The sequence below is a fragment of the Mycobacterium sp. genome (assembly GCF_035314665.1).
Classification (GTDB): Bacteria; Actinomycetota; Actinomycetes; order Mycobacteriales; family Mycobacteriaceae; genus Mycobacterium.
In genome coordinates, this window is record NZ_DATFZD010000094.1 from 23,210 (window position 1) to 41,193 (window position 17,984).

Annotated in this window: 20 protein-coding genes and 2 pseudogenes; 15 read left to right on the plus strand and 7 right to left on the minus strand. The window is 64.6% G+C overall.

The window, feature by feature from the left end; genetic code table 11:
- Position 1: 1 nt before the first annotated feature.
- Positions 2–843: pseudogene (locus VKI00_RS06925) on the plus strand (NAD(P)H nitroreductase).
- 410 nt (positions 844–1,253) lie between these two features.
- Here VKI00_RS06925 and VKI00_RS06935 read toward each other — a convergent pair.
- A complete protein-coding gene (locus tag VKI00_RS06935) occupies positions 1,254–1,931 on the minus strand; it encodes a DUF5994 family protein (RefSeq protein WP_324436252.1) in 678 nt (225 codons plus the stop codon).
- 387 nt (positions 1,932–2,318) lie between these two features.
- Between VKI00_RS06935 and VKI00_RS06940 the strand changes: the two are divergent.
- A pseudogene (locus VKI00_RS06940) lies at positions 2,319–2,717 on the plus strand (NAD(P)H nitroreductase); the annotation flags it as partial.
- 142 nt (positions 2,718–2,859) lie between these two features.
- Here the strand turns inward: VKI00_RS06940 and VKI00_RS06945 are convergent.
- Entirely contained in the window at positions 2,860–3,600 is a 741-nt protein-coding gene (locus VKI00_RS06945; protein WP_324436253.1) for a TetR/AcrR family transcriptional regulator C-terminal domain-containing protein, read from the minus strand.
- Positions 3,601–3,760: 160 nt separating this feature from the next.
- Here VKI00_RS06945 and VKI00_RS06950 point away from each other — a divergent pair, with 160 nt between their 5' ends.
- The 5 genes from VKI00_RS06950 (at position 3,761) to VKI00_RS06970 (ending at position 5,753) form a co-directional block, all read left to right on the plus strand.
- Entirely contained in the window at positions 3,761–4,213 is a 453-nt protein-coding gene (locus VKI00_RS06950; protein WP_324436254.1) for a hypothetical protein, read from the plus strand.
- Between the two features lie 89 nt (positions 4,214–4,302).
- Positions 4,303–4,476 carry a CsbD family protein gene (locus VKI00_RS06955; protein WP_324436255.1) on the plus strand — a complete coding sequence of 58 codons (174 nt, stop codon included), beginning with the start codon at positions 4,303–4,305 and terminating at the stop codon, positions 4,474–4,476.
- Between the two features lie 41 nt (positions 4,477–4,517).
- Entirely contained in the window at positions 4,518–4,697 is a 180-nt protein-coding gene (locus VKI00_RS06960; RefSeq protein ID WP_324436256.1) for a DUF6131 family protein, read from the plus strand.
- 144 nt (positions 4,698–4,841) lie between these two features.
- The gene (locus VKI00_RS06965; RefSeq protein ID WP_324436257.1) at positions 4,842–5,261 is read left to right on the plus strand and encodes a hypothetical protein; all 420 of its coding nucleotides are present in this window, start codon (positions 4,842–4,844) and stop codon (positions 5,259–5,261) included.
- 240 nt (positions 5,262–5,501) lie between these two features.
- Positions 5,502–5,753, plus strand: a complete 252-nt coding sequence (locus VKI00_RS06970) for a hypothetical protein (protein ID WP_324436258.1) — start codon at positions 5,502–5,504, stop codon at positions 5,751–5,753.
- 234 nt (positions 5,754–5,987) lie between these two features.
- Here the strand turns inward: VKI00_RS06970 and VKI00_RS33730 are convergent, their stop codons facing one another.
- Both VKI00_RS33730 and VKI00_RS06980 read right to left on the minus strand, forming a co-directional pair.
- Complete coding sequence (locus VKI00_RS33730; RefSeq protein ID WP_414687133.1) at positions 5,988–6,122, minus strand: hypothetical protein; 135 nt, start codon at positions 6,120–6,122, stop codon at positions 5,988–5,990.
- A gap of 145 nt (positions 6,123–6,267) precedes the next feature.
- Positions 6,268–6,426: a DUF6307 family protein gene (locus VKI00_RS06980; protein ID WP_324436259.1), complete on the minus strand. Its 159-nt coding sequence runs from the start codon at positions 6,424–6,426 to the stop codon at positions 6,268–6,270.
- 686 nt (positions 6,427–7,112) lie between these two features.
- Here VKI00_RS06980 and VKI00_RS06985 point away from each other — a divergent pair.
- The 5 genes from VKI00_RS06985 to VKI00_RS07005 all read left to right on the plus strand — a co-directional run bounded on the left by VKI00_RS06985 (position 7,113) and on the right by VKI00_RS07005 (position 12,211).
- Positions 7,113–7,742, plus strand: a complete 630-nt coding sequence (locus VKI00_RS06985) for an SAM-dependent methyltransferase (protein WP_324436260.1) — start codon at positions 7,113–7,115, stop codon at positions 7,740–7,742.
- A gap of 6 nt (positions 7,743–7,748) precedes the next feature.
- Entirely contained in the window at positions 7,749–8,987 is a 1,239-nt protein-coding gene (locus VKI00_RS06990; RefSeq protein WP_324436261.1) for a molybdopterin-dependent oxidoreductase, read from the plus strand.
- Between the two features lie 67 nt (positions 8,988–9,054).
- Complete coding sequence (locus VKI00_RS06995) at positions 9,055–9,534, plus strand: hypothetical protein (protein ID WP_324436272.1); 480 nt, start codon at positions 9,055–9,057, stop codon at positions 9,532–9,534.
- Entirely contained in the window at positions 9,531–10,751 is a 1,221-nt protein-coding gene (locus VKI00_RS07000; RefSeq protein WP_324436262.1) for an alpha/beta hydrolase, read from the plus strand. Before VKI00_RS06995 ends, VKI00_RS07000 begins: the two co-directional genes overlap by 4 nt.
- A gap of 41 nt (positions 10,752–10,792) precedes the next feature.
- Entirely contained in the window at positions 10,793–12,211 is a 1,419-nt protein-coding gene (locus VKI00_RS07005; RefSeq protein ID WP_324436263.1) for a wax ester/triacylglycerol synthase family O-acyltransferase, read from the plus strand.
- Between the two features lie 15 nt (positions 12,212–12,226).
- On the opposite strand, the gene fadD12 is transcribed toward VKI00_RS07005, so the two are convergent.
- Together fadD12 and VKI00_RS07015 are read right to left on the minus strand one after the other, a co-directional pair.
- Positions 12,227–13,840, minus strand: coding sequence for an acyl-CoA ligase FadD12 (gene fadD12 / locus VKI00_RS07010; RefSeq protein WP_324436264.1), 1,614 nt, complete (start codon positions 13,838–13,840; stop codon positions 12,227–12,229).
- 5 nt (positions 13,841–13,845) lie between these two features.
- The gene (locus VKI00_RS07015) at positions 13,846–14,652 is read right to left on the minus strand and encodes a 1-acyl-sn-glycerol-3-phosphate acyltransferase (RefSeq protein WP_324436265.1); all 807 of its coding nucleotides are present in this window, start codon (positions 14,650–14,652) and stop codon (positions 13,846–13,848) included.
- A 95-nt stretch (positions 14,653–14,747) separates the two neighbouring features.
- On the opposite strand from VKI00_RS07015, the gene VKI00_RS07020 reads away from it, so the two are divergent.
- From VKI00_RS07020 to VKI00_RS07030, 3 genes are all read left to right on the plus strand, one after another.
- The gene (locus tag VKI00_RS07020) at positions 14,748–15,560 is read left to right on the plus strand and encodes a crotonase/enoyl-CoA hydratase family protein (protein ID WP_324436266.1); all 813 of its coding nucleotides are present in this window, start codon (positions 14,748–14,750) and stop codon (positions 15,558–15,560) included.
- Between the two features lie 96 nt (positions 15,561–15,656).
- Complete coding sequence (locus VKI00_RS07025) at positions 15,657–17,156, plus strand: fatty acid--CoA ligase family protein (protein ID WP_324436267.1); 1,500 nt, start codon at positions 15,657–15,659, stop codon at positions 17,154–17,156.
- Positions 17,157–17,171: 15 nt separating this feature from the next.
- Positions 17,172–17,468: a hypothetical protein gene (locus tag VKI00_RS07030; RefSeq protein WP_324436268.1), complete on the plus strand. Its 297-nt coding sequence runs from the start codon at positions 17,172–17,174 to the stop codon at positions 17,466–17,468.
- Positions 17,469–17,482: 14 nt separating this feature from the next.
- On the opposite strand, the gene VKI00_RS07035 is transcribed toward VKI00_RS07030, so the two are convergent.
- On the minus strand, positions 17,483–17,984 hold a 502-nt coding region (locus VKI00_RS07035; RefSeq protein ID WP_324436269.1), incomplete at its 5' end, for a TetR/AcrR family transcriptional regulator.

The window sequence follows — 17,984 nt, forward strand, 5'->3', positions numbered from 1 at the left end:
CATGCCGGACACGTTGGTGGATACCGACATACTCGGGGCCGCCGTGCAGTTGGCGTGCCGGGCTCCGTCGTTGCACAACAGCCAGCCCTGGCAATGGGTTGCCGAGGGTGCGGGGCTGCACCTATACGTCGATCACAGCCGGATTCTTCCCTCCACCGACAAGTCGGGGCGGGAAGCCCACATCAGCTGCGGCGCCGTGCTCGACCATCTACGCGTCGCGATGGCGGCCGCCGGGTGGACTGCCAACGTTGACAGATTTCCCGATCCGAATAACCCCGATCATCTCGCGTCACTCGATTTCAGCCCTATGAGCCTCGTCACCGATGGCCATCGCCGCCGGGCCGATGCGATCGCGCACCGCCGCACCGATCGGCTTCCCTTCGCCGCACCGAATTATTTTGGTGGACAGGCCATTACAATAATTCTGATGGGATTCCGCGCAGTTCATTGGTGTCGGCGGCCGAAAATGATCGGGTCGACATCGGACGGACCTTCCCGGTTAGCGCTCACAACGAGCGGCCGGTCGGTATCGCACAAGACCAGTCCACAGTGCTGGTTCTGTCCACCGACGAGGACGCCCGCGATGACGCCTTGCGGTGCGGCGAAGCGTTGTCCGCCGTGCTGTTGGAGTGCACGTTGGCCGGGATGGCGACATGCACACTGAGCCATCTCACCGAGCTTCAGTCCAGCCGTCACCTCATCGGCACCTTGACCGGGCGGGCAGCTGTGCCGCAACTTCTGATCCGCGTCGGCGAAGCCCCTGTCCTTGACGAGGCACCTCCGATGACGCCGCGGCGGCCAGTGCGCGATGTTCTGACGTTTCACCGCGATACATGTGACTGATGAAGGGACCGACCGTGACATCCAGTGTTGCCCAACGATGCCGCATGCGTCCATGCTGTGCGAACCGCCGAGCGCGGACCGGACCGGCGTCAGGTCGTCGCCTCTCGACCAGCTGAACTGCTCGGCAAGACCGAATTGTCAGCGCGCAGAACGGCCTCGCCCAAGCGTTCCCGCCAACCGGCCAGCCGCTCAGCGAGGGTTTCCTGCGGGATACGTTGCCGTGCCGACCATTCCACCCTCTGGACGCCTAATACGTCCGCGTCTCTCCAGGCGTGCAGGGCGACGAGGTCCACACTTCGTCATGAAGCGCGTCGAACGCGATCGCAGTGGCCAATTCCGACGCGGGCGATCCGTCAATGCCGGCCACTACCAGCAGCTTGGAGAGGTTCGGCCCGGATGGAGCCGCGTCGTTAGTGCGTGCTGCGAGCGTCCCGATCGGCCCGGGCGTTGTGTAGGCGTCCGCGAACGATGTGCTCGACGAGGATCGGGACGAATGCCTGAATCGGTGCGTTGCTGAACTGATCGGCGGCTTCGCCGACCCACCTGGAGATCAGCGCGGCTTGCTCTGGGTCGGTGTTGCCGGGCAGCCGGGCAAGCCGCGCAGCGAGGTCGTGCAGGGAACGCGTCTCGGCGGCTTCTGCCGCGGTGACCGGATCACCCGGGTGTGGCTGGACAGAGTGATGCGCGGCGGCCGTCATGGCCTTTGACGCACTCGCACCGTCGGTCTCGGGCGGCACGACGCGCAGGTTGATGCATCGACCGGTGTCGGCGATCACGACCAGCGTACGAGGATCGGGTGAGACAAAGCCTTGCAGGTGCACCGGGTGGCCTGCCAGGTCCAGGTGGTCGGGCGCAGCGTTCCAGGCGTCGCGGTGATAGCCGACGAGGCCGATCGAACCGAGTTGCGCGGACAGCTCCGCAAGCAACGCCGGCAGCTCGGCTGGCAGTTCGGTTGAGCGGGGCCACCAGGTTCCGTCCAGGTAGGGCTCCGCTGGCCTATTCGGATCGAGCTGCAGACGGAGAGGCGTCGCCGTCGCCACGTTGCCGGCCTGGGCTGGTGAGCGAATGGTGTTCGGGTCTTCGGTCATGCGGATACTCCGTTGCCCGGTCAATGGATGACCGAAGGTAAGCCGCCGAGAACCGTGCCAGCGGGACCGCCAGGCGTTAAAGGGCTCTCGGTACTGTCGAGCTTAACCCCCTGGCATGGACAGCAGATGAACGTCGATCGGGCGCTGTCGCAACCGCCCCTTCCGCTGCTTTCTACCGAGACGACAACTTCGAACTCTCGCAGCGAACCCATCGCGTCGACGACCCGTCCACGCCCTTTTTCGGCCCCATGGTGGAAGGCGTCGTGGGTCGACCGTTCGCGCTAGAGCGCCATCGAGTGGGCGCCGCGACGAGCTGACCTGCAGCGGCGTTGAGGCGTTCATTTCCCCGTCAGGTTCGAAACGATGCGTGTTCATGTCGAGGGTCTTCCCGATCATCTCGCGTCACTCGATTTCAGCCCTATGAGCCTCGTCACCGATGGCCATCGCCGCCGGGCCGATGCGATCGCGCACCGCCGCACCGATCGGCTTCCCTTCGCTGCACCGAGGAACTGGGAGTCCGTGAAAACTGTGCTGTGCGACGTCGTCGATGCCGGCACGGTTCATCTCGACGTAATAGCCGACGAGCTGCGCCCGGAACTAGCCAGGGCGTCACAACTTACCGAATTGCTGCGACTCTACGGTTCCTCGTACAATACCGAATTATACTGGTGGACAGGCCATTACGAGAATTCTGATGGGATTCCGCGCAGTTCATTGGTGTCGGCGGCCGAAAATGATCGAGTCGACATCGGATGGACCTTCCCGGTTAGCGCTCACAACGAGCGGCCGGTTCCGACCACCGTCTCAAGTGCAGTCGAATGACTCAATGTTGTTGCGGCACATTAGATTCAGAGATCTTAACCAGGTGGTACGCGGGCAAGTCGTGTCGCGGTCGGAGTCAGTCGGTAGGACCAACGGTGCATGCATCTCAGACGGTCGCGGGTTGTCCGTCGCGGCCGGTGAGGGTGGCGGTCATGCCGGGGAGGAGCAGATCCAGGAAGCGGTCCAGTTCGGCGGCGCCGTCGTAGGAGGCCAGGGCGGGCGCCAAGGCACGCAGTTGAGGGAATTCGGTGATCGCGAGCCGGTGAAGACCGAGCCGGAGCACATGGTCGGTTTCCTCGGGTCGCTCGATAACCTCCTGCAACTCATTGAGGATGTGGCCGTACAGGTAGCCGAAAAGCACTCGGTAGATGTGCAGGGCATCCTCGCCGGTGAAGCCGGCAGATGTGAGCAGTGCGAGGACGTCCTCTAGCGGCCGCAGCATTCCTGGTGGCCGCTGCCCGAGCGGGGTGGCCAACGGTCGAGTGACCAGGAGCGGCACCACGTTTGGGTGCCTCAGGGCCAATTGGCGGAAGTCGCGCGCGACGGTACGCAGTTGGCCGGCCCAGTGCGGGTCCGTACTGTCCACGGATAGCTGAGCGAGCACCAGCTCGGCGACTCCGTCGAGCACTGCGGCTTTGTTGGGGACGTGCCGGTAAAGCATCACCGGATCTCGGCCCACCGCTTCGCTGAGACGGCGCATCGACAGTCCGTCCACACCGTCGCGGTCCACGATCCTCAGCGCGGCCTGCAGGATGATCGACCGGTTGAGCTGACCGGTGTCTGCCTCGGCGGCGGACGGGTCCTCGCCGTCGGCGCCTGCGTCGGGGCCAGTCGACTGCCTGGTCATTGCCTCAGCACTCCCCTTCTGCCTCGTGGTCGAACCGGTTACCGATAGTAGTACAACACCGTAAGTCAACAATACTTTTAACGATGTTTGTCTACACTGTTGACACCACCCTACGCGCGGCGTGTAATAGATATCAACCACTGCGATCGGAGATCTCGACATGATTGTCATCGTTGGATTAGTTGTTCTACTCTTCGCCGTATTCGTCGGGTTGCTCGGCGTGCTGAACAATGCCGGGGCCGCTCACCCGTTGAGCGAGAACTTCTCGGTGTTGGGCTATCACGTCACCGGGTCGACCGGCACTTTGTTCCTCTTCGGGATCGTGATCGGTGCGCTGGCGATGCTCGGTATGAGCGTGTTGCTGGCCGGTGCACACCGCACCGCCGGCCGCGGCCGCGACGCCCGCCGTGAACTTCAAAGGTCCCAGCGCGAAGCGGAATTTGTGAACCGGGACCGCGATTTCCAACAGCAGCCCGTCGGGGCGGCCACCGGCTCAACGGTGGACTCGGAATCGACCACGACCCGACCGCGGAGGATGAGGGGCTCCTTCCTCAGTCGCCGGTCGCACGGCCGACAACCGACCGCACCGGGCGTCGGCGACGAACGCCGATAAGCGCCGATCCAGTTCATTCGGGGGAGTCTTCAGTCGCGAGCTGTGATCCCCGAAAAGAAAGAATCCGCAACGAACATAGGTAAGAAGCAATGAGCATAAATAAGAAGATCGCCCACAAGCTCGAAGGGGCCAAGGGCGCCGCCAAGAAGATCTTCGGCCGCGCCACCGGCAACACCCGCCTGCGCACCGAGGGCCGCATCGATCAGTTCAAGGGCAACACCAAACAAGCAGGGGCCAAGGTCAAAGACGCCTTCAAGCACTAACCCGGGCAATCCTCCTCCATCAGAAAAACTAGGTAAACGTCATGATCGTTCTCGGAATCATCCTCATCGTCCTCGGGCTCGTCCTCCCCAGCCTCGTCCCTACCTTCGCCTTCGCTCATATCGTTTTGATCTTTGGGGTCATCCTCCTCGTCGTCGGCCTGTTCCTGGCGGTGATGGGACGAATGGGACACGCCGTCGCCGGCCGCCGCCACTACTACTAACCGGACCAGTACTAACCGGACCAGATCGGGGGCGTAATCGCGGTCGCCAACGCTGCGACGCGCCCCGGCCCAGTTCATAACTCCCACAGCTCAATTCCAACCGATTTCAACAATTAACATGCTCAACCAATCCAAGGAGCCGACATGACTACCAGCACTATCGTTTGGATCGTCGTCGCTGTTGTCGCGTTAATTCTGCTGGTCGCCGCGATCGCGTGGGTGGCGCGCAAGAAACGCACCGAACATCGCCGCGTCCAAGCGGGCGACATCCGAGAGAAAGCGGTCGAACAGTCCCACGAGGTGGGCCAACAGGAAGCGCTTGCCGACGAGACGGCAGCCAAGGCCCGCGCTGCGCAAGCCGAGGCCGAAGCCATGGCAGCGCACTCGGCCGGCCTGCAGCACCAGGCGCAAGCACGTCGCACCGACGCGGCTACTTCCCGCAGCGAGCTGAGCCGAGAATTCGAGCGCGCCGACAAGATCGATCCGGACTCGCCAACCAGCGACACGCCGCGCGGAGATGACGCCGGCCAGCAAGTCCCACCACGGATGCCCACGGCCGGGTGAGTTTCTCGACGCCTGGAGCTCTCATCGGGGCCGGACGAAATCACTCTGCAGCCCGACCACCTGGGCCGAGACCGGATGGGTAATCTGACGAGCCCAACCTGTGGTCATCGCGCCTCGGCTCAGCAGCCATCGGTAAATCTGTGATTGACCGATGGCGTTGGCGGGAGAATCCTCAAGGTGGTCGCCGGGACGATCTCTCGAAGAGACGTAGCCGACCTATTACGCCGATCCGGGAGAGCAATGAGTTCGGAACATGCAATAGAACAGGTGCCGCTGTCGGAGATCCGCGAGGGCGACATGCTCCAAGACCCCCGGTCTGGAAAATGGATCAAAGTCACGCAAACAGCCGACAGCGAGATGCGCGGAACTGACAAGGGCTCGGACGGGGAGACGCCGGTCATCGAGGAGTACCGCGTCTACTACGGCGACGGAGGTGAAGTGATCGATTCCCGGTTGGTTACCGGCCTCGTCAATCGTCAGGTGCGAGAGTAGTCGCGAGCGCGCATTTGGGACGGCACGTCACCGCAAGACGGAATGTCGCGCCTGCCGCAACGTGAGCCGACTGAACCTCCGGCGCAAGCATTTTCGCTTCCGGACCGCGGCACCGCTGAGGTGTTTCGCGGCTGCTAGGACTTCGTCGCTTCCCCTTTGAGCCAACGCCCGAAACGGCTCCTCGTCACCCGCTTTTCGTTGCCCTGTACGTCGGTCCACAGGCCCGGCGCATAGCTACGCATAGCTATACGGCCGGTCGGCGCCGGCGCGGACGACGTCGAGCGTGCCGTCGTTCTGCTTGATGTACTCGTCGCCGTAACTCAGATAACTGTCGGTTGCGCCGTCTCGCAGTGTCACGGTAACTGTCATGATTGAAACCTCCAGGTGCGCTGGCAAAATGCCGGCAGGATCGTGAGTGATTAGCCGATTCCTTGACGAGTCGGCGAATACAATGTGCACACGAAATCGGGAAAGGCCGGGTGATCACGAAATGCGGACCATCGTTGGTCCGTGCTCAGCGCACCTTCTCGGGAATCGAATTCAGTGCGTTCAGAACATGTTCCGCCAGTTCGCTTGCCGCCTTATCTCCGAGCTTGGAATGGGACATGATGGTGTCCCTGACCAGTTCGAGACGTTGGACGTAGGGCGAGCGAAACGTCGTTGGTGAAGCCATCAAATTTTCCTTTTCAGTCGAGCATGTTCGCTCGCAACCGAGCTGCCCGATGTCTACAACGTTACGCCACTTCTCATCGCTAGGGGTGAGTGCCGGCACCCCGTAACACTCAGCCGAACGACGCCAGCACAGCCCCCGCGCGTACACGGAGACAACGTGGGGTCGGTCATTGCCGTACAACTGATAAACGCGCCGAGAGGGCGGCGAACGTCGCGTCGTCGCCGGAAGACCCGATCAACTCCGCGTCGCGGGGGTAGAGTCGGAGAACCGGGACCAACCAGGCCCCCATGATGAAGGGGCTCAGTGATGTCCGATAAGTCTCCTCGACAAACCATGAGCAAGAAGTCTGGAAAGTCATTGAAGGAGAAACGCGCCGACAAGCAGGCCAAGGCTGCCCGCCGTGACGCGTCCACCGATGCGTTATTTCACGACAAGAAGCGCTGAAGCACAACATTTTTCGTCGCACGCCGTAGGCGGCATCACAGCCGCGACGAGGACACCTCAATTTCCGTAGATTCGGCTCGATCAGTCGAGCCTCGAGTTAGACGATGGGTCCTCGGACACAGCAGCTTGCCTACGAGGTCTTCGGCGGTAAGGCGGTTCCCGACCGGTCATGTGCTCATTGACTTCCACCCATCGCCTAGGCCACAGGACTAAAAGAGCGCAGATCCGGGTACCGATGGGACATGCTGGGCCACCTGTACGAGCGGGCACTCGACGGTGAGCGATGTTGGATCCGTCATCCCGACGGAGGGCTCCGAATACTTCCTGTGCAGCGATGGTTGGGCGCCCATGGCGCCGACGAGGAGTTCGATGATGCCGTGGTGGCGATGTGCAATGGTCCGACGATCGAATTGGGCTGTGGCCCCGGACGTCTAGTTTCGCGTCTGGTTCGGCGAGGTGTCCCGGCGCTGGGCGTCGACCGGTCGGCCACCGCGATCCGGCTGGCGGGCCGATGCGGAGCCCCGGCGCTGCTGGGTGACGTATTCCAGTCGCTCCCCGGAATGGGCTGTTGGCAAACGGTTTTGCTGATCGACGGCAACGTCGGGCTGGGCGGCGATCCGCGGCGGATCCTGGGCCGTGCCGCGGAGTTGTTGGCCCGCGGCGGCCGATGTGTGGCCGAGTTCGACGCCGAGGTGATCGGGATCCGCGCAAGCTGGATACGCCTGGAGTCCGCTCGCCAGGTCGGTCCGTGGTTTCGCTGGGCCTGGGTCGGCCTGGACAGCGCCGCGATGCTGGCCCGCGAGGTGGGGCTCAGGATGACCGGAGTCCATCTGATCGGCGAGCGGGTCATCGCCGACATGGCCGTATTGTGAGCAATCGTGAGCCCCGACAGGCGGTTCAGATGGCGCAGCCCGCTGCGCGGGCCCTGGCTGACGTCGGTGTTGGGGTCGGTGTTGTTGGTGACACTGCCTGTCGTCATCCTCACCGGCCTGCTCTCGTACATCGCTTATGCGCCGCAGCTCGGCCAGGCCATTCCCGGCCACGTCGGGTGGCTAAGGCTGCCCGGCTTCGACTGGCCCACCGCGCCGTCGTGGCTGTACCGGCTGACCCAGGGCGTGCACGTCGGACTGGGTCTGGTGCTCATCCCGGTGGTGCTGGCCAAGCTGTGGTCGGTGATACCGCGGCTGTTCGCGTGGCCGCCGGTCGCCTCGATCGCCCAACTGCTGGAGCGGTTGTCGTTGATCATGCTGGTCGGCGGGATCCTGTTCGAAATCGTCACTGGCGTCCTCAACATCCAGTATGACTACGTTTTCGGGTTCAGCTTCTACACCGCCCACTACTTCGGCGCCTGGGTGTTCATCGCGGGCTTCGTCATGCACATCGTCGTCAAGATTCCTCGCATGGTCAGCGGATTGCGGTCGTTGCCGCTTCGAAAAGTGTTGCGCACCAACACTTCAGATACTCGCCCGGAGCCGCTCGACCGTGATGGGCTGGTGTCGGTCGATCCGGCGGACCCGACGATCAGCAGACGTGCTGCCCTGGGGTTGGTCGGCGCGGGCACGCTGCTGATGGCGGTACTGACCGCCGGTCAAACCGTCGGCGGGATCCTGCGGCCCGCAGCGCTTCTGCTGCCTCGCGGGCGCAGCCGTCCCGGCGACTTCCAAGTAAACAAGACCGCCGTTGCCGCCGGTATCGATGCACGCAGCGTCGGCCCGCGGTGGCGGCTCACGCTGCGCGGGGGCCCGTCGGCGGTAGTGCTGGACCGCGCCGCGTTGTCGGCCATGCCGCAACACACCGCGCGGTTGCCGATTGCGTGCGTGGAGGGCTGGTCGACCACCCAGACCTGGAGCGGGGTCCGGCTGGCCGACCTTGCCCGGCTTGCCGGGGTCGCGGCGCCGCAAGCGGCACGGGTGATGTCGCTGCAACGCGGCGGCGCCTTCGGCGAGGCACGGCTGCAGGCCAATCAAATCGCCCACCCCGACGCGCTTTTGGCGTTACGCGTCAACGGCGCCGACCTGACGCTTGACCACGGCTATCCGGCACGGATCATCGTTCCGGCGCTGCCCGGCGTCCACAACACCAAATGGGTGGGCGCGATCGACTTCGAGGCAGGCTGACGTGTCGGCCGGGTGGCGCACCGTTTTTCGCGATGCCTATGGGTCCTACCCGTTGCATCTGCTGACCATGGCGGCCGGGTTCGCGCTACTCGGCTACGTGGTGGCCACCGTCAAGCTCACGGCCTTGTGGAATCCACACAGCTGGTGGCAGTCGATCGCGGTCTGGTTCGCCGCGGCCGTGATCGCCCACGATCTGGTGTTGTTCCCGATCTACGCGCTTGCCGACCGGATCCTGTGGGCCCGGGCGGGCCGACGACGGGTCCGGCGTCTGCCGGTATCGGTGCGCAACTACCTGCGGATACCGGCCCTCGGCTCGGGGCTCACCCTGCTGGTGTTTCTGCCGGGCATCATCGGACAGGGCGCGGCGACTTACTTGGCCGCGACCGGGCAGACGCAACAACCGTTTCTTGGCAGGTGGCTATTGCTGACCGCCGCCATGTTCCTGACGAGTGCGATCGTCTATTTATTGCGTTTGGCGCGTGCCGGCCAACGGAGCGGTCTCGTTTCCGGTCCCACGAGGGGCCCGCAAGGTACGCTCCCCGAATGACGGTGAGACCGGCGCCCCGCTTACCCGGACGGACCGCGGCCGCCCGGGCGCGGTGGTTGCTACGAGCCCGCCCTGGCGACTACATGCTGGCAGTAAGCGATGCGATGGCTTCGCTGCCCGTCGTGGGCAGGCACCTGGAGCCGCTGGGCGGCGTGACCGCGATGGGCGTCTGGGGCTATCGGCTGGTGCCGGGATTCCTGTCCTCGTCGGCCAAGTCGTGGCTCACCCCGGGCATTGGCGAGATCCGCAAGGCCGAGCGGGACAAGACCCAGGCCGTCTCGGATGCCGCGCTGCGCGGCATCGTCGCGGGCAAAGACCTGGAGATCGAGTGGCCGGCGCCGGAGCGGACCCCGCCATTTTGGCGTGCAATGCACCACCGTCGTCATCTGCACCGCACCTCGGTGCGGTACGGCAGCCACCCGGTGCAGCTGCTGGACGTGTGGCGTCGCAAGGATCTGCCGGCCCGGCCGGCGCCGGTGTTGATCTTCGTACCCGGCGGCGCTTGGGTGCACGGTGGCCGCCAGCTGCAGGGCTATGCGCTGATGTCGTACTTGGCTGAATTGGGCTGGGTGTGCCTGTCGGTGCAATATCGGGTTTCGCCGCACCACCGCTGGCCATCCCACATCACCGACGTGAAAACCGCTGTCGCGTGGGCGCGGGCCAATGTCGACAAGTTCGGCGGTGACCGCAATTTCGTTGCGGTAGCCGGTTGTTCGGCGGGCGGCCACTTGTCCGCGCTGGCCGGACTCACCGCCAACGACCCCGACATGCAGACCGAATTGCCGGCAGGCTCGGACACCTCGGTGGATGCTGTGGTGGGGATCTACGGCCGCTACGACTGGGAGGACCGGTCGACCTACGAGCGGGCGCAGTTCGTGGATTTCCTCGAGCGAGTCGTGGTCAAGCGCAGGATCGACCGCCATCCCGAGGTGTTCCGCAACGCCTCGCCGATCGCCCGGGTACAGGCGGACGCGCCACCGTTCTTGGTCATTCACGGCAGCAGCGACAAGGTCATACCGGTCGAGCAGGCGCGCAGTTTCGTCGAGCGGCTGAGATCGGTTTCGCGTTCGGTGGTCAGCTACGTGGAGTTGCCCGGCGCCGGACACGGGTTCGATCTGACCGATGGCGCGCGCACGGGCGCGATGGCGACCGCTGTCGGGCTGTTCCTCAACCAGATTCACCGCAACCGGATGATCGCGGCCAAAGAGGTTATTTAGCCGCCAGCCGACTGTATGGTCCGTCCCATGACGGAAAGCCGGTGAAACGGCTCAGCGGCTGGGATGCGGTGTTGCTGTACAGCGAAACACCGAATGTGCATATGCACACACTCAAAGTCGCCGTGATCGAGTTGGATTCCGACCGCCGCGACTTCGGCATCGACGAATTCCGTCGCGTCATTCACAGCCGGTTGTACAAGCTGGAACCGTTCTGCTACCAACTGGTTGACATTCCGCTCAAGATGCACCATCCGATGTGGCGGGAGAACTGCGACGTCGACCTGACCTATCACGTGCGGCCGTGGCGGCTGCCCGCCCCGGGCGGCCGTCGCGAACTCGATGAGGCCATCGGCGAGATTGCCAGCACCCCGCTGGACCGCGATTACCCGCTGTGGGAGATGTACTTCGTCGAGGGTTTGGCCAACAGCCGCATCGCGGTGGTCGGCAAGATCCACCACGCACTCGCCGATGGGGTGGCCGCGGCGAATCTGTTGGCCCGCGGTATGGATCTGGCACCCGGCCCGCAGTCTGGCCAGACCCGGTATGCGCCCGACCCGGCACCGTCCACCGGGGAGCTGGTGCGGTCGGCGTTCGTTGATCATTTGCGCCATATCGGCCGGATCCCGCGGACCATCGGCTACACCGCGCAGGGGATCAACCGGGTGCGCCGCAGCCCGCGCAAGCTCTCACCGGAGCTGACGATGCCGTTCACCCCGCCGCCGAGCTTCATGAATCACATGCTCACTCCCGAGCGAAGATTCGCCACGGCGACGTTGGCGCTGGCCGATATCAAGGAGACGGCTAAAGCGCTCGGCGTCACGATCAACGACATGGTGCTGGCGTTGTCGGCGGGCGCGTTGCGCAAACTGCTGCTCCGCTATGACGGCAAAGCCGATCACCCGCTGCTGGCGTCTGTGCCGGTGAGCTTTGACTTCTCGCCGGAACGCATTTCGGGAAATTACTTCACCGGCATGATGGTGGCACTGCCGGCCGACGTCGATGACCCGTTGGAACGCGTACGGCGCACGCATGATTACGCCGTCGATGCCAAGGAGGGCCACCAACTGCTCGGGCCGGAGCTGGTCAGCCGTTGGGCGGCTTATTTTCCGCCGGCACCGTCGGAGTCGCTGTTCCGCTGGCTGGCCAGCCGCGACGGCCAGAACAAGGTGCTCAACATACCGATCTCCAACGTCCCGGGTCCGCGCGAACACGGGCGGGTCGGCGGCGCATTGGTCACCGAGATCTATTCGGTGGGACCGTTGACGGCGGGCAGCGGCCTGAACATTACGGTGTGGAGTTACGTCGACCAGCTCAACGTCTCGGTGCTGTCCGACAGCGCTACCGTCGAGGACCCGCACGAGTTAACCGACGCCATCATCGATGAGTTTATCGAAATCCGCCGCGCTGCAGGTCTTTCCGACGAGCTGACGGTTATCGAAAGGGCGATGGCGCGGGCCTGAGTCTCGTCCGCTCCCTCAGGGGCCTGTGGGCCCGATGTGACCCAGCAGGTCACGACGCGAGATCTTGCCGGTGCTGCTGCGGGGCAGCTCGTCGAGCAGGACGATCTCGCGAGGCACCTTGTAGTTGGCCAGGTTGTCCCGGACATGCTGTTTGAGGCTCTCCACGGTGGCCGAGGCATTCTGCGCCAACACGACGAAGGCCGCCAGCCGTTGCCCGTACTGTTCGTCGTCGACGCCCATCACCGTGGCCTCGGCGACATCCGGGTGGGCCGCCAACGTCTTTTCCACCTCAATCGGATAGACGTTCTCGCCGCCGGAGACGATCATCTCGTCGTCGCGCCCGACCACGTACAGCCGTCCGGCCTCATCCAGGCGGCCGACGTCACCGGACGCCATGAAGCCCTCGTGGAAGTCCTTGTTTGCGCCGGACGTGTAGCCGTCGAAGCGGTTGGAGTTGCGCACGAAGATCTGACCGACCTCGCCGGTGCGCACCGGGCGGAACTCGCTGTCGAGGATGCGAATCTCGGTGCAGCTAGCGGGTTTACCCGCGGTGTCCGGCGCTGCCCGCAGGTCCGTGGGCGTGGCGGTGGCGATCATGCCGGCTTCGGTGGCGTTGTAGTTGTTGTAGATGATGTCGCCGAATTCGTCCATGAACCGGGTGACGACGTCGGGCCGCATCCGAGACCCCGACGCGGTGGCGAACCGCAGCGAACGAGCGCTGTAGCGACGGCGTACCTCGTCGGGCAGGTCCATGATCCGGTCGAACATCACCGGCACCACACATAAGCCGGTGGCCTGGTGGCGGTCGATCAGGGCCAGGGTCGCCTCGGGGTCGAACTTGCGCCGGGTTACCACCGTGCAGCCCATCGACGCCGCGAAGATCAGTTGCGAGAAGCCCCAGGCGTGAAACATCGGGGCCACCACCACCGTCGTTTCTTCGGTGTGCCACGGCACGCGATCCAGCATGGCCTGGAGCTCGGTCGCACCACCGCCGGAATGCTTGGCGCCCTTAGGGTTACCCGTTGTTCCCGACGTCAGCAGGATCAGTTTGCCTTTGCGGTCCGTCTTGGTATGCCGCCGACCGGCATGGGCGGAGATCAGTTTCTCGACGCCTGCGTCGTGGGGCTCGGGATGGTCGGTCCATGCGACGATGCGGGTGGTGTCGGGATTGTCAACCAGCGCACGATCCACCGAGTCGGTGAACTCCTCGTCGTAGATCACCGCGTCGGCGCGTTCGCGGTCAACGACGTCGGCGAGCGCCGGCCCGGCGAATGACGTGTTCAGCAACAGTACGTCGGCGCCGATCCGGTTGGCCGCTATCAACGCCTCGACGAAACCACGGTGGTTGCGGCACATGATGGCAACTACTTCCGGTGTGCCGCCGGGCAAGGACTGCAGCGCCGCCGCCAACGCGTCACCACGTCGGTCGAGCTCACGGAATGTCAGCGCCCCGAGCTCGTCGACCAGACCTGCGCGGTTCGGGCAGCGTTGCGCCGACATCGCGAAACCGCTTGTGACAGAGAGTCCTTCGCGCCGTACCGCCGCTGCGATGCGCAGATACTTGTCCGGTCTCAGGGGGGCGATGATTCCCGCGCGAACCATGGTGCCGAGCAGGCCGAGCGGTGCCATCGGTATTAGCCGATTACCGGGAGGCGACGCTCTTTGGCCAGCTTGCCGAGCGCCTTCTGCATGACGCGGCGGACGTGGGCATCGACCGCGTCGATGTCGGGGTCCTCGCCGAATTCGGCTCGCACGTCGATCGGCTCGAGCACCTGCATCACGATCTTGGCCGGCAGCGGCACGTTCACCGGAAGCACAGCAGAAAGCCCGAACGGGAAGCCAACCGAGATCGGCAGGATCTTCACCCGCATCAACTTGTCCAACCGCAGGGCCTTGGCCAATCCCTCGCCGCGCGAGAGGTACAGCTGGGTTTCTTGACCACCGATGCCGACGGTCGGCACGATCGGGACCCCGGCGTTCAGCGCCGCCCGGACGTATCCGGTCCGCCCGTCGAAGTCGATGATGTTCTCCGCCAGCGTCGGTCGGTAAACGTCGTAGTCGCCGCCCGGGAAAACCACCACCACGCCGCCGGATCGCAATGCCTCGTCGGCGTTTTCGTGGTTGGCGCGAATGAAGCCGGTGCGAATGAGGAACTCGCCCTGCGGGCCGTTGAACAGCATGTCGTGGCTCAGGGTAAAGACCGGCCGGTCATAGCCGAACATCTCGTAGAAACCGGTGGCGAACACCGGAACGTCCATCGGGAACAGCCCGCCGGAGTGGTTGGACACCACCAGCGCGCCGCCTTGTGGGAAGGACTCCAACCCGCGCACCTCTGCGCGGTGGTAGCCCTTGATCACTGGACGCATCCACCCGATCACGCGTTCGGTGAGCTCGGGATCCCACTTGGAAATCTCGGTAGGGTCGATATCGATTGCCGCCAATGCGTTCCCCTGGGATTGAGCGCAGACTTCGCTGTGATGGTAGCTCAGAGTCTTCGACGCATTGCGGCTCGATACCATCTCCCCAACTGCCCGTCATGAATTCAAAGGAGCGTCACAAAGTCGTGAGCACTGAAGAAGCCGGCAACACCGAACCCGAAGTCCTCGTCGAGCAGCGGGACCGGATCCTGATCATCACCATCAACCGTCCGAAGGCCAAGAACGCGGTCAACTACGCGGTGTCCCGAGGTCTGGCCGACGCGGTGGACCGCCTTGACGACGATCCGGGTCTCTCGGTGGGGATCCTGACCGGCGCGGGTGGCTCGTTCTGCGCGGGCATGGATCTGAAAGCGTTCGCCCGCGGCGAGGTTCCCGTCGTCGAGGGCCGCGGCATGGGCTTTACCGAGCGTCCACCGGTCAAGCCGCTGATCGCCGCCGTCGAGGGCTACGCGCTGGCCGGCGGCACCGAGCTCGCGCTGGCCACGGACCTGATCGTGGCGTCCAAGGACTCGGCGTTCGGCATTCCCGAGGTCAAACGTGGGCTGGTCGCCGGCGGCGGGGGATTGCTGCGGCTGCCCGCGCGCATCCCGGCTGCCATCGCGATGGAACTGGCGCTGACCGGCGAAAACTTCACCGCCGAGCGGGCGCATGAGCTGGGGATGGTCAATGTGCTGGCCGAGCCCGGGGGCGCCCTGGAGGCCGCGATCGCGCTGGCCGAGAAAATCACCGCCAACGGGCCGCTCGCGGTGGCCGCCACCAAACAGATCATCGTCGAATCCCGCGGGTGGAGCCCGGAGACCATGTTCGCCCAACAGAACAAGATCCTGATGCCGGTGTTCTCATCGAACGACGCCAAGGAAGGTGCGATCGCGTTCGCCGAAAAGCGTCCCGCCCGCTGGACCGGGACCTGACCGCGATCACGCGCGATACTTGCATCATCTAAACTACAGCCAGAGCGTGACATTTTTGGCGGCTTTTGTAACGGGTGAACCACAGAGAGTTCGAGGATGAGCATTTCGTTACTTCTCGAGATGGCTGTGTCGAGCAACCCCGATCGCACGGCCGTCGTGTCGGGAGACACCCGGCTGACCTCTCAACAGCTCAGCGATCTCGCCGACGGCGGTGCGGGCATCATCGCCGGATCGAACGCCAACCATGTGGTCTACGTCGGCACCGGCGGCGCGATGCTCCCGCTGCTGATATTCGCGTCGGCGCGCGCCGGGCTGGCGTTCACGCCGATCAACTACCGCCTTGCCGGCGAGGGCATTCAAGCCCTCATCAGTCGACTGCCCGAACCGTTGGTGATCGTCGACAGTCGGTACCGCCACATGCTCGGCGACGTCGGGCAGCGCGTCATCGAGTCCGATGAGTTTTTCGCAGCGGCCCGCAGCACTGCACCGGCGGCGGAGTTCGCCGACCCGGACGCGGTGGCGATCGTGCTGTTCACGTCGGGCACCACGTCGCAGCCCAAGGCCGTCGAACTCACGCACAACAACCTGACCAGTTACATCACCGGATCGGTCGAATTCGATTCCGCCGAGCCGACCGACGCGGCGCTGATCTGCGTGCCGCCGTATCACATCGCGGGGGTCAGCGCGGCGCTGTCGAACCTGTACGCCGGCCGCAAGATGGTTTATCTCCCCACCTTCGATCCGGAGGAATGGGTGCGGCTGATCAACGCCGAGCACGTCACCACCGCGACTGTGGTGCCCACCATGCTCGACCGCATCGTGACCGTGCTGGAGGACGCTGATCATGCATTGCCGTCGCTGCGCAACCTGGCCTACGGCGGCTCGAAAGTCGGGTTGCCGCTGGTGCGTCGCGCCCTCGCGCTGTTGCCAGATGTGGGTTTCGTCAATGCCTACGGCCTGACCGAGACGAGTTCGACGATCGCGGTGCTGACCCCGGAGGATCACCGGGAGGCACAGGCCGCGTCGGATACCGCGGTGGTCAAGCGGTTGGGTTCGGTCGGTCAACCGGTGCCCGGCATCGAGGTCCAGATCCGCGACGAGAACGGCACCGTGCTCGGGCCGCGGCAGACCGGTGAGTTGTTCGTTCGCGGCGACCAGGTCTCGGGCCGCTATACCGGGATCGGTTCGGTGCTCGACGCCGACGGGTGGTTTCCGACCAGGGACATCGCCACCCTCGACGAGGACGGCTACCTGTTCATCGGCGGGCGCAGCGACGACACCATCATCCGCGGTGGTGAGAACATCGCGCCCGCCGAGCTGGAGGATGTGCTGATCGAACACGCCCACGTGCGCGACGTCGCTGTGGTCGGCGTCGAGGACCCGCAGTGGGGACAGGCGATCGTCGCGGTAGTGGTGCCGGCCGTCGGCATCGAACCCGACCCCGAGGAGCTGCGCGAGCATGTGCGCAAAAGCTTGCGGGGTTCGCGTACCCCCGACCGGGTAGTCTTTCGCGACGAGCTGCCCACGAACGCGACCGGCAAAGTGCTCCGCCGCGAAATTGTCGAAGAGCTTCGCGCCACTCCGGCCGAGCAGTAAGGAACTACAAACATCATGATCAAGAACGGAACTCGTCTGGCCAGCCAGGTGTGCGACACCCAGGTCATCGTCGTCCGAAGCGCGGACAGCCTCGATGATCTGCGCTGCGGCGGCGCACCGATGGTCGCGTTGGACGCCGAGCGTTCCGGCGAGCTGGATCCGGCGTTCGCCGACGGCACCGTGATGGGTAAGCGCTACGTGGACGAGACCGGCGCCGAGGTGTTGGTTACCAAGGCGGGTGCTGGAACCTTGGCGGTCGGCGAAACCGCGCTGAGCCTCAAGGAAGCCAAGCCGCTGCCCGCCAGCGACTAGGCGGGCAATCGGATCTAGTCGGGGCGCTCCGGCAGTCCGTTGCGCAGGACGAATTCCCTTGCCTTGACCAGGAATTCGAGCTGTTCGTGCACCTTCTCCAGCGGGTCGGTGCTGCGTGTGGAGCGGGAGAGCACGACGGCGCCTTCCAGTGCGGCAATCGACATCATCGCCAGCGAATCGGCATCCGGCTCGAGGAACCCGTCGGCGACGAACGCGCGCGTCAGTGCCGAGCGCCAGTGCGCAAAAATCCGGCTGGCCTCGGCGGCCAGCCGGACTTCGTCGTCGGCGCAGCCGATCGCTGCGGCCACCACTGGACAGCCGGCGTTGAAGTCGCTCTCGGCCAGGACGCGTTCCCAGAATCGAACGAACTGCCGCACCAGCACTTTCGCGCCCCGCTCGGCGGCGGCGTCGATGTCAGCGGTGATCGTGTCTCCGGCGTAACGGAGCGCCTCGGCGAGGATCTGATTGCGACCGTCGGGAAAGTGGTAGTAGACCGAGCCACGGGGTGCGCCGCTG

Coding starts and splice junctions, on each gene's coding strand:
- VKI00_RS06955 (WP_324436255.1), top strand. CDS start 4,303: ATGAGCATAAATAAGAAGATCGCCCACAAGCTCGAAGGGGCCAAGGGC.
- VKI00_RS06945 (WP_324436253.1), bottom strand. CDS start 3,600: ATGACCAGGCAGTCGACTGGCCCCGACGCAGGCGCCGACGGCGAGGAC.
- VKI00_RS06970 (WP_324436258.1), top strand. CDS start 5,502: ATGAGTTCGGAACATGCAATAGAACAGGTGCCGCTGTCGGAGATCCGC.
- VKI00_RS07025 (WP_324436267.1), top strand. CDS start 15,657: ATGAGCATTTCGTTACTTCTCGAGATGGCTGTGTCGAGCAACCCCGAT.
- VKI00_RS06980 (WP_324436259.1), bottom strand. CDS start 6,426: ATGGCTTCACCAACGACGTTTCGCTCGCCCTACGTCCAACGTCTCGAA.
- VKI00_RS07020 (WP_324436266.1), top strand. CDS start 14,748: ATGAATTCAAAGGAGCGTCACAAAGTCGTGAGCACTGAAGAAGCCGGC.
- VKI00_RS06985 (WP_324436260.1), top strand. CDS start 7,113: ATGCTGGGCCACCTGTACGAGCGGGCACTCGACGGTGAGCGATGTTGG.
- fadD12 (WP_324436264.1), bottom strand. CDS start 13,840: ATGGCACCGCTCGGCCTGCTCGGCACCATGGTTCGCGCGGGAATCATC.
- VKI00_RS07030 (WP_324436268.1), top strand. CDS start 17,172: ATGATCAAGAACGGAACTCGTCTGGCCAGCCAGGTGTGCGACACCCAG.
- VKI00_RS06995 (WP_324436272.1), top strand. CDS start 9,055: ATGGCGGCCGGGTTCGCGCTACTCGGCTACGTGGTGGCCACCGTCAAG.
- VKI00_RS06935 (WP_324436252.1), bottom strand. CDS start 1,931: ATGACCGAAGACCCGAACACCATTCGCTCACCAGCCCAGGCCGGCAAC.
- VKI00_RS06950 (WP_324436254.1), top strand. CDS start 3,761: ATGATTGTCATCGTTGGATTAGTTGTTCTACTCTTCGCCGTATTCGTC.
- VKI00_RS06960 (WP_324436256.1), top strand. CDS start 4,518: ATGATCGTTCTCGGAATCATCCTCATCGTCCTCGGGCTCGTCCTCCCC.
- VKI00_RS06965 (WP_324436257.1), top strand. CDS start 4,842: ATGACTACCAGCACTATCGTTTGGATCGTCGTCGCTGTTGTCGCGTTA.
- VKI00_RS33730 (WP_414687133.1), bottom strand. CDS start 6,122: ATGACAGTTACCGTGACACTGCGAGACGGCGCAACCGACAGTTATCTG.
- VKI00_RS07000 (WP_324436262.1), top strand. CDS start 9,531: ATGACGGTGAGACCGGCGCCCCGCTTACCCGGACGGACCGCGGCCGCC.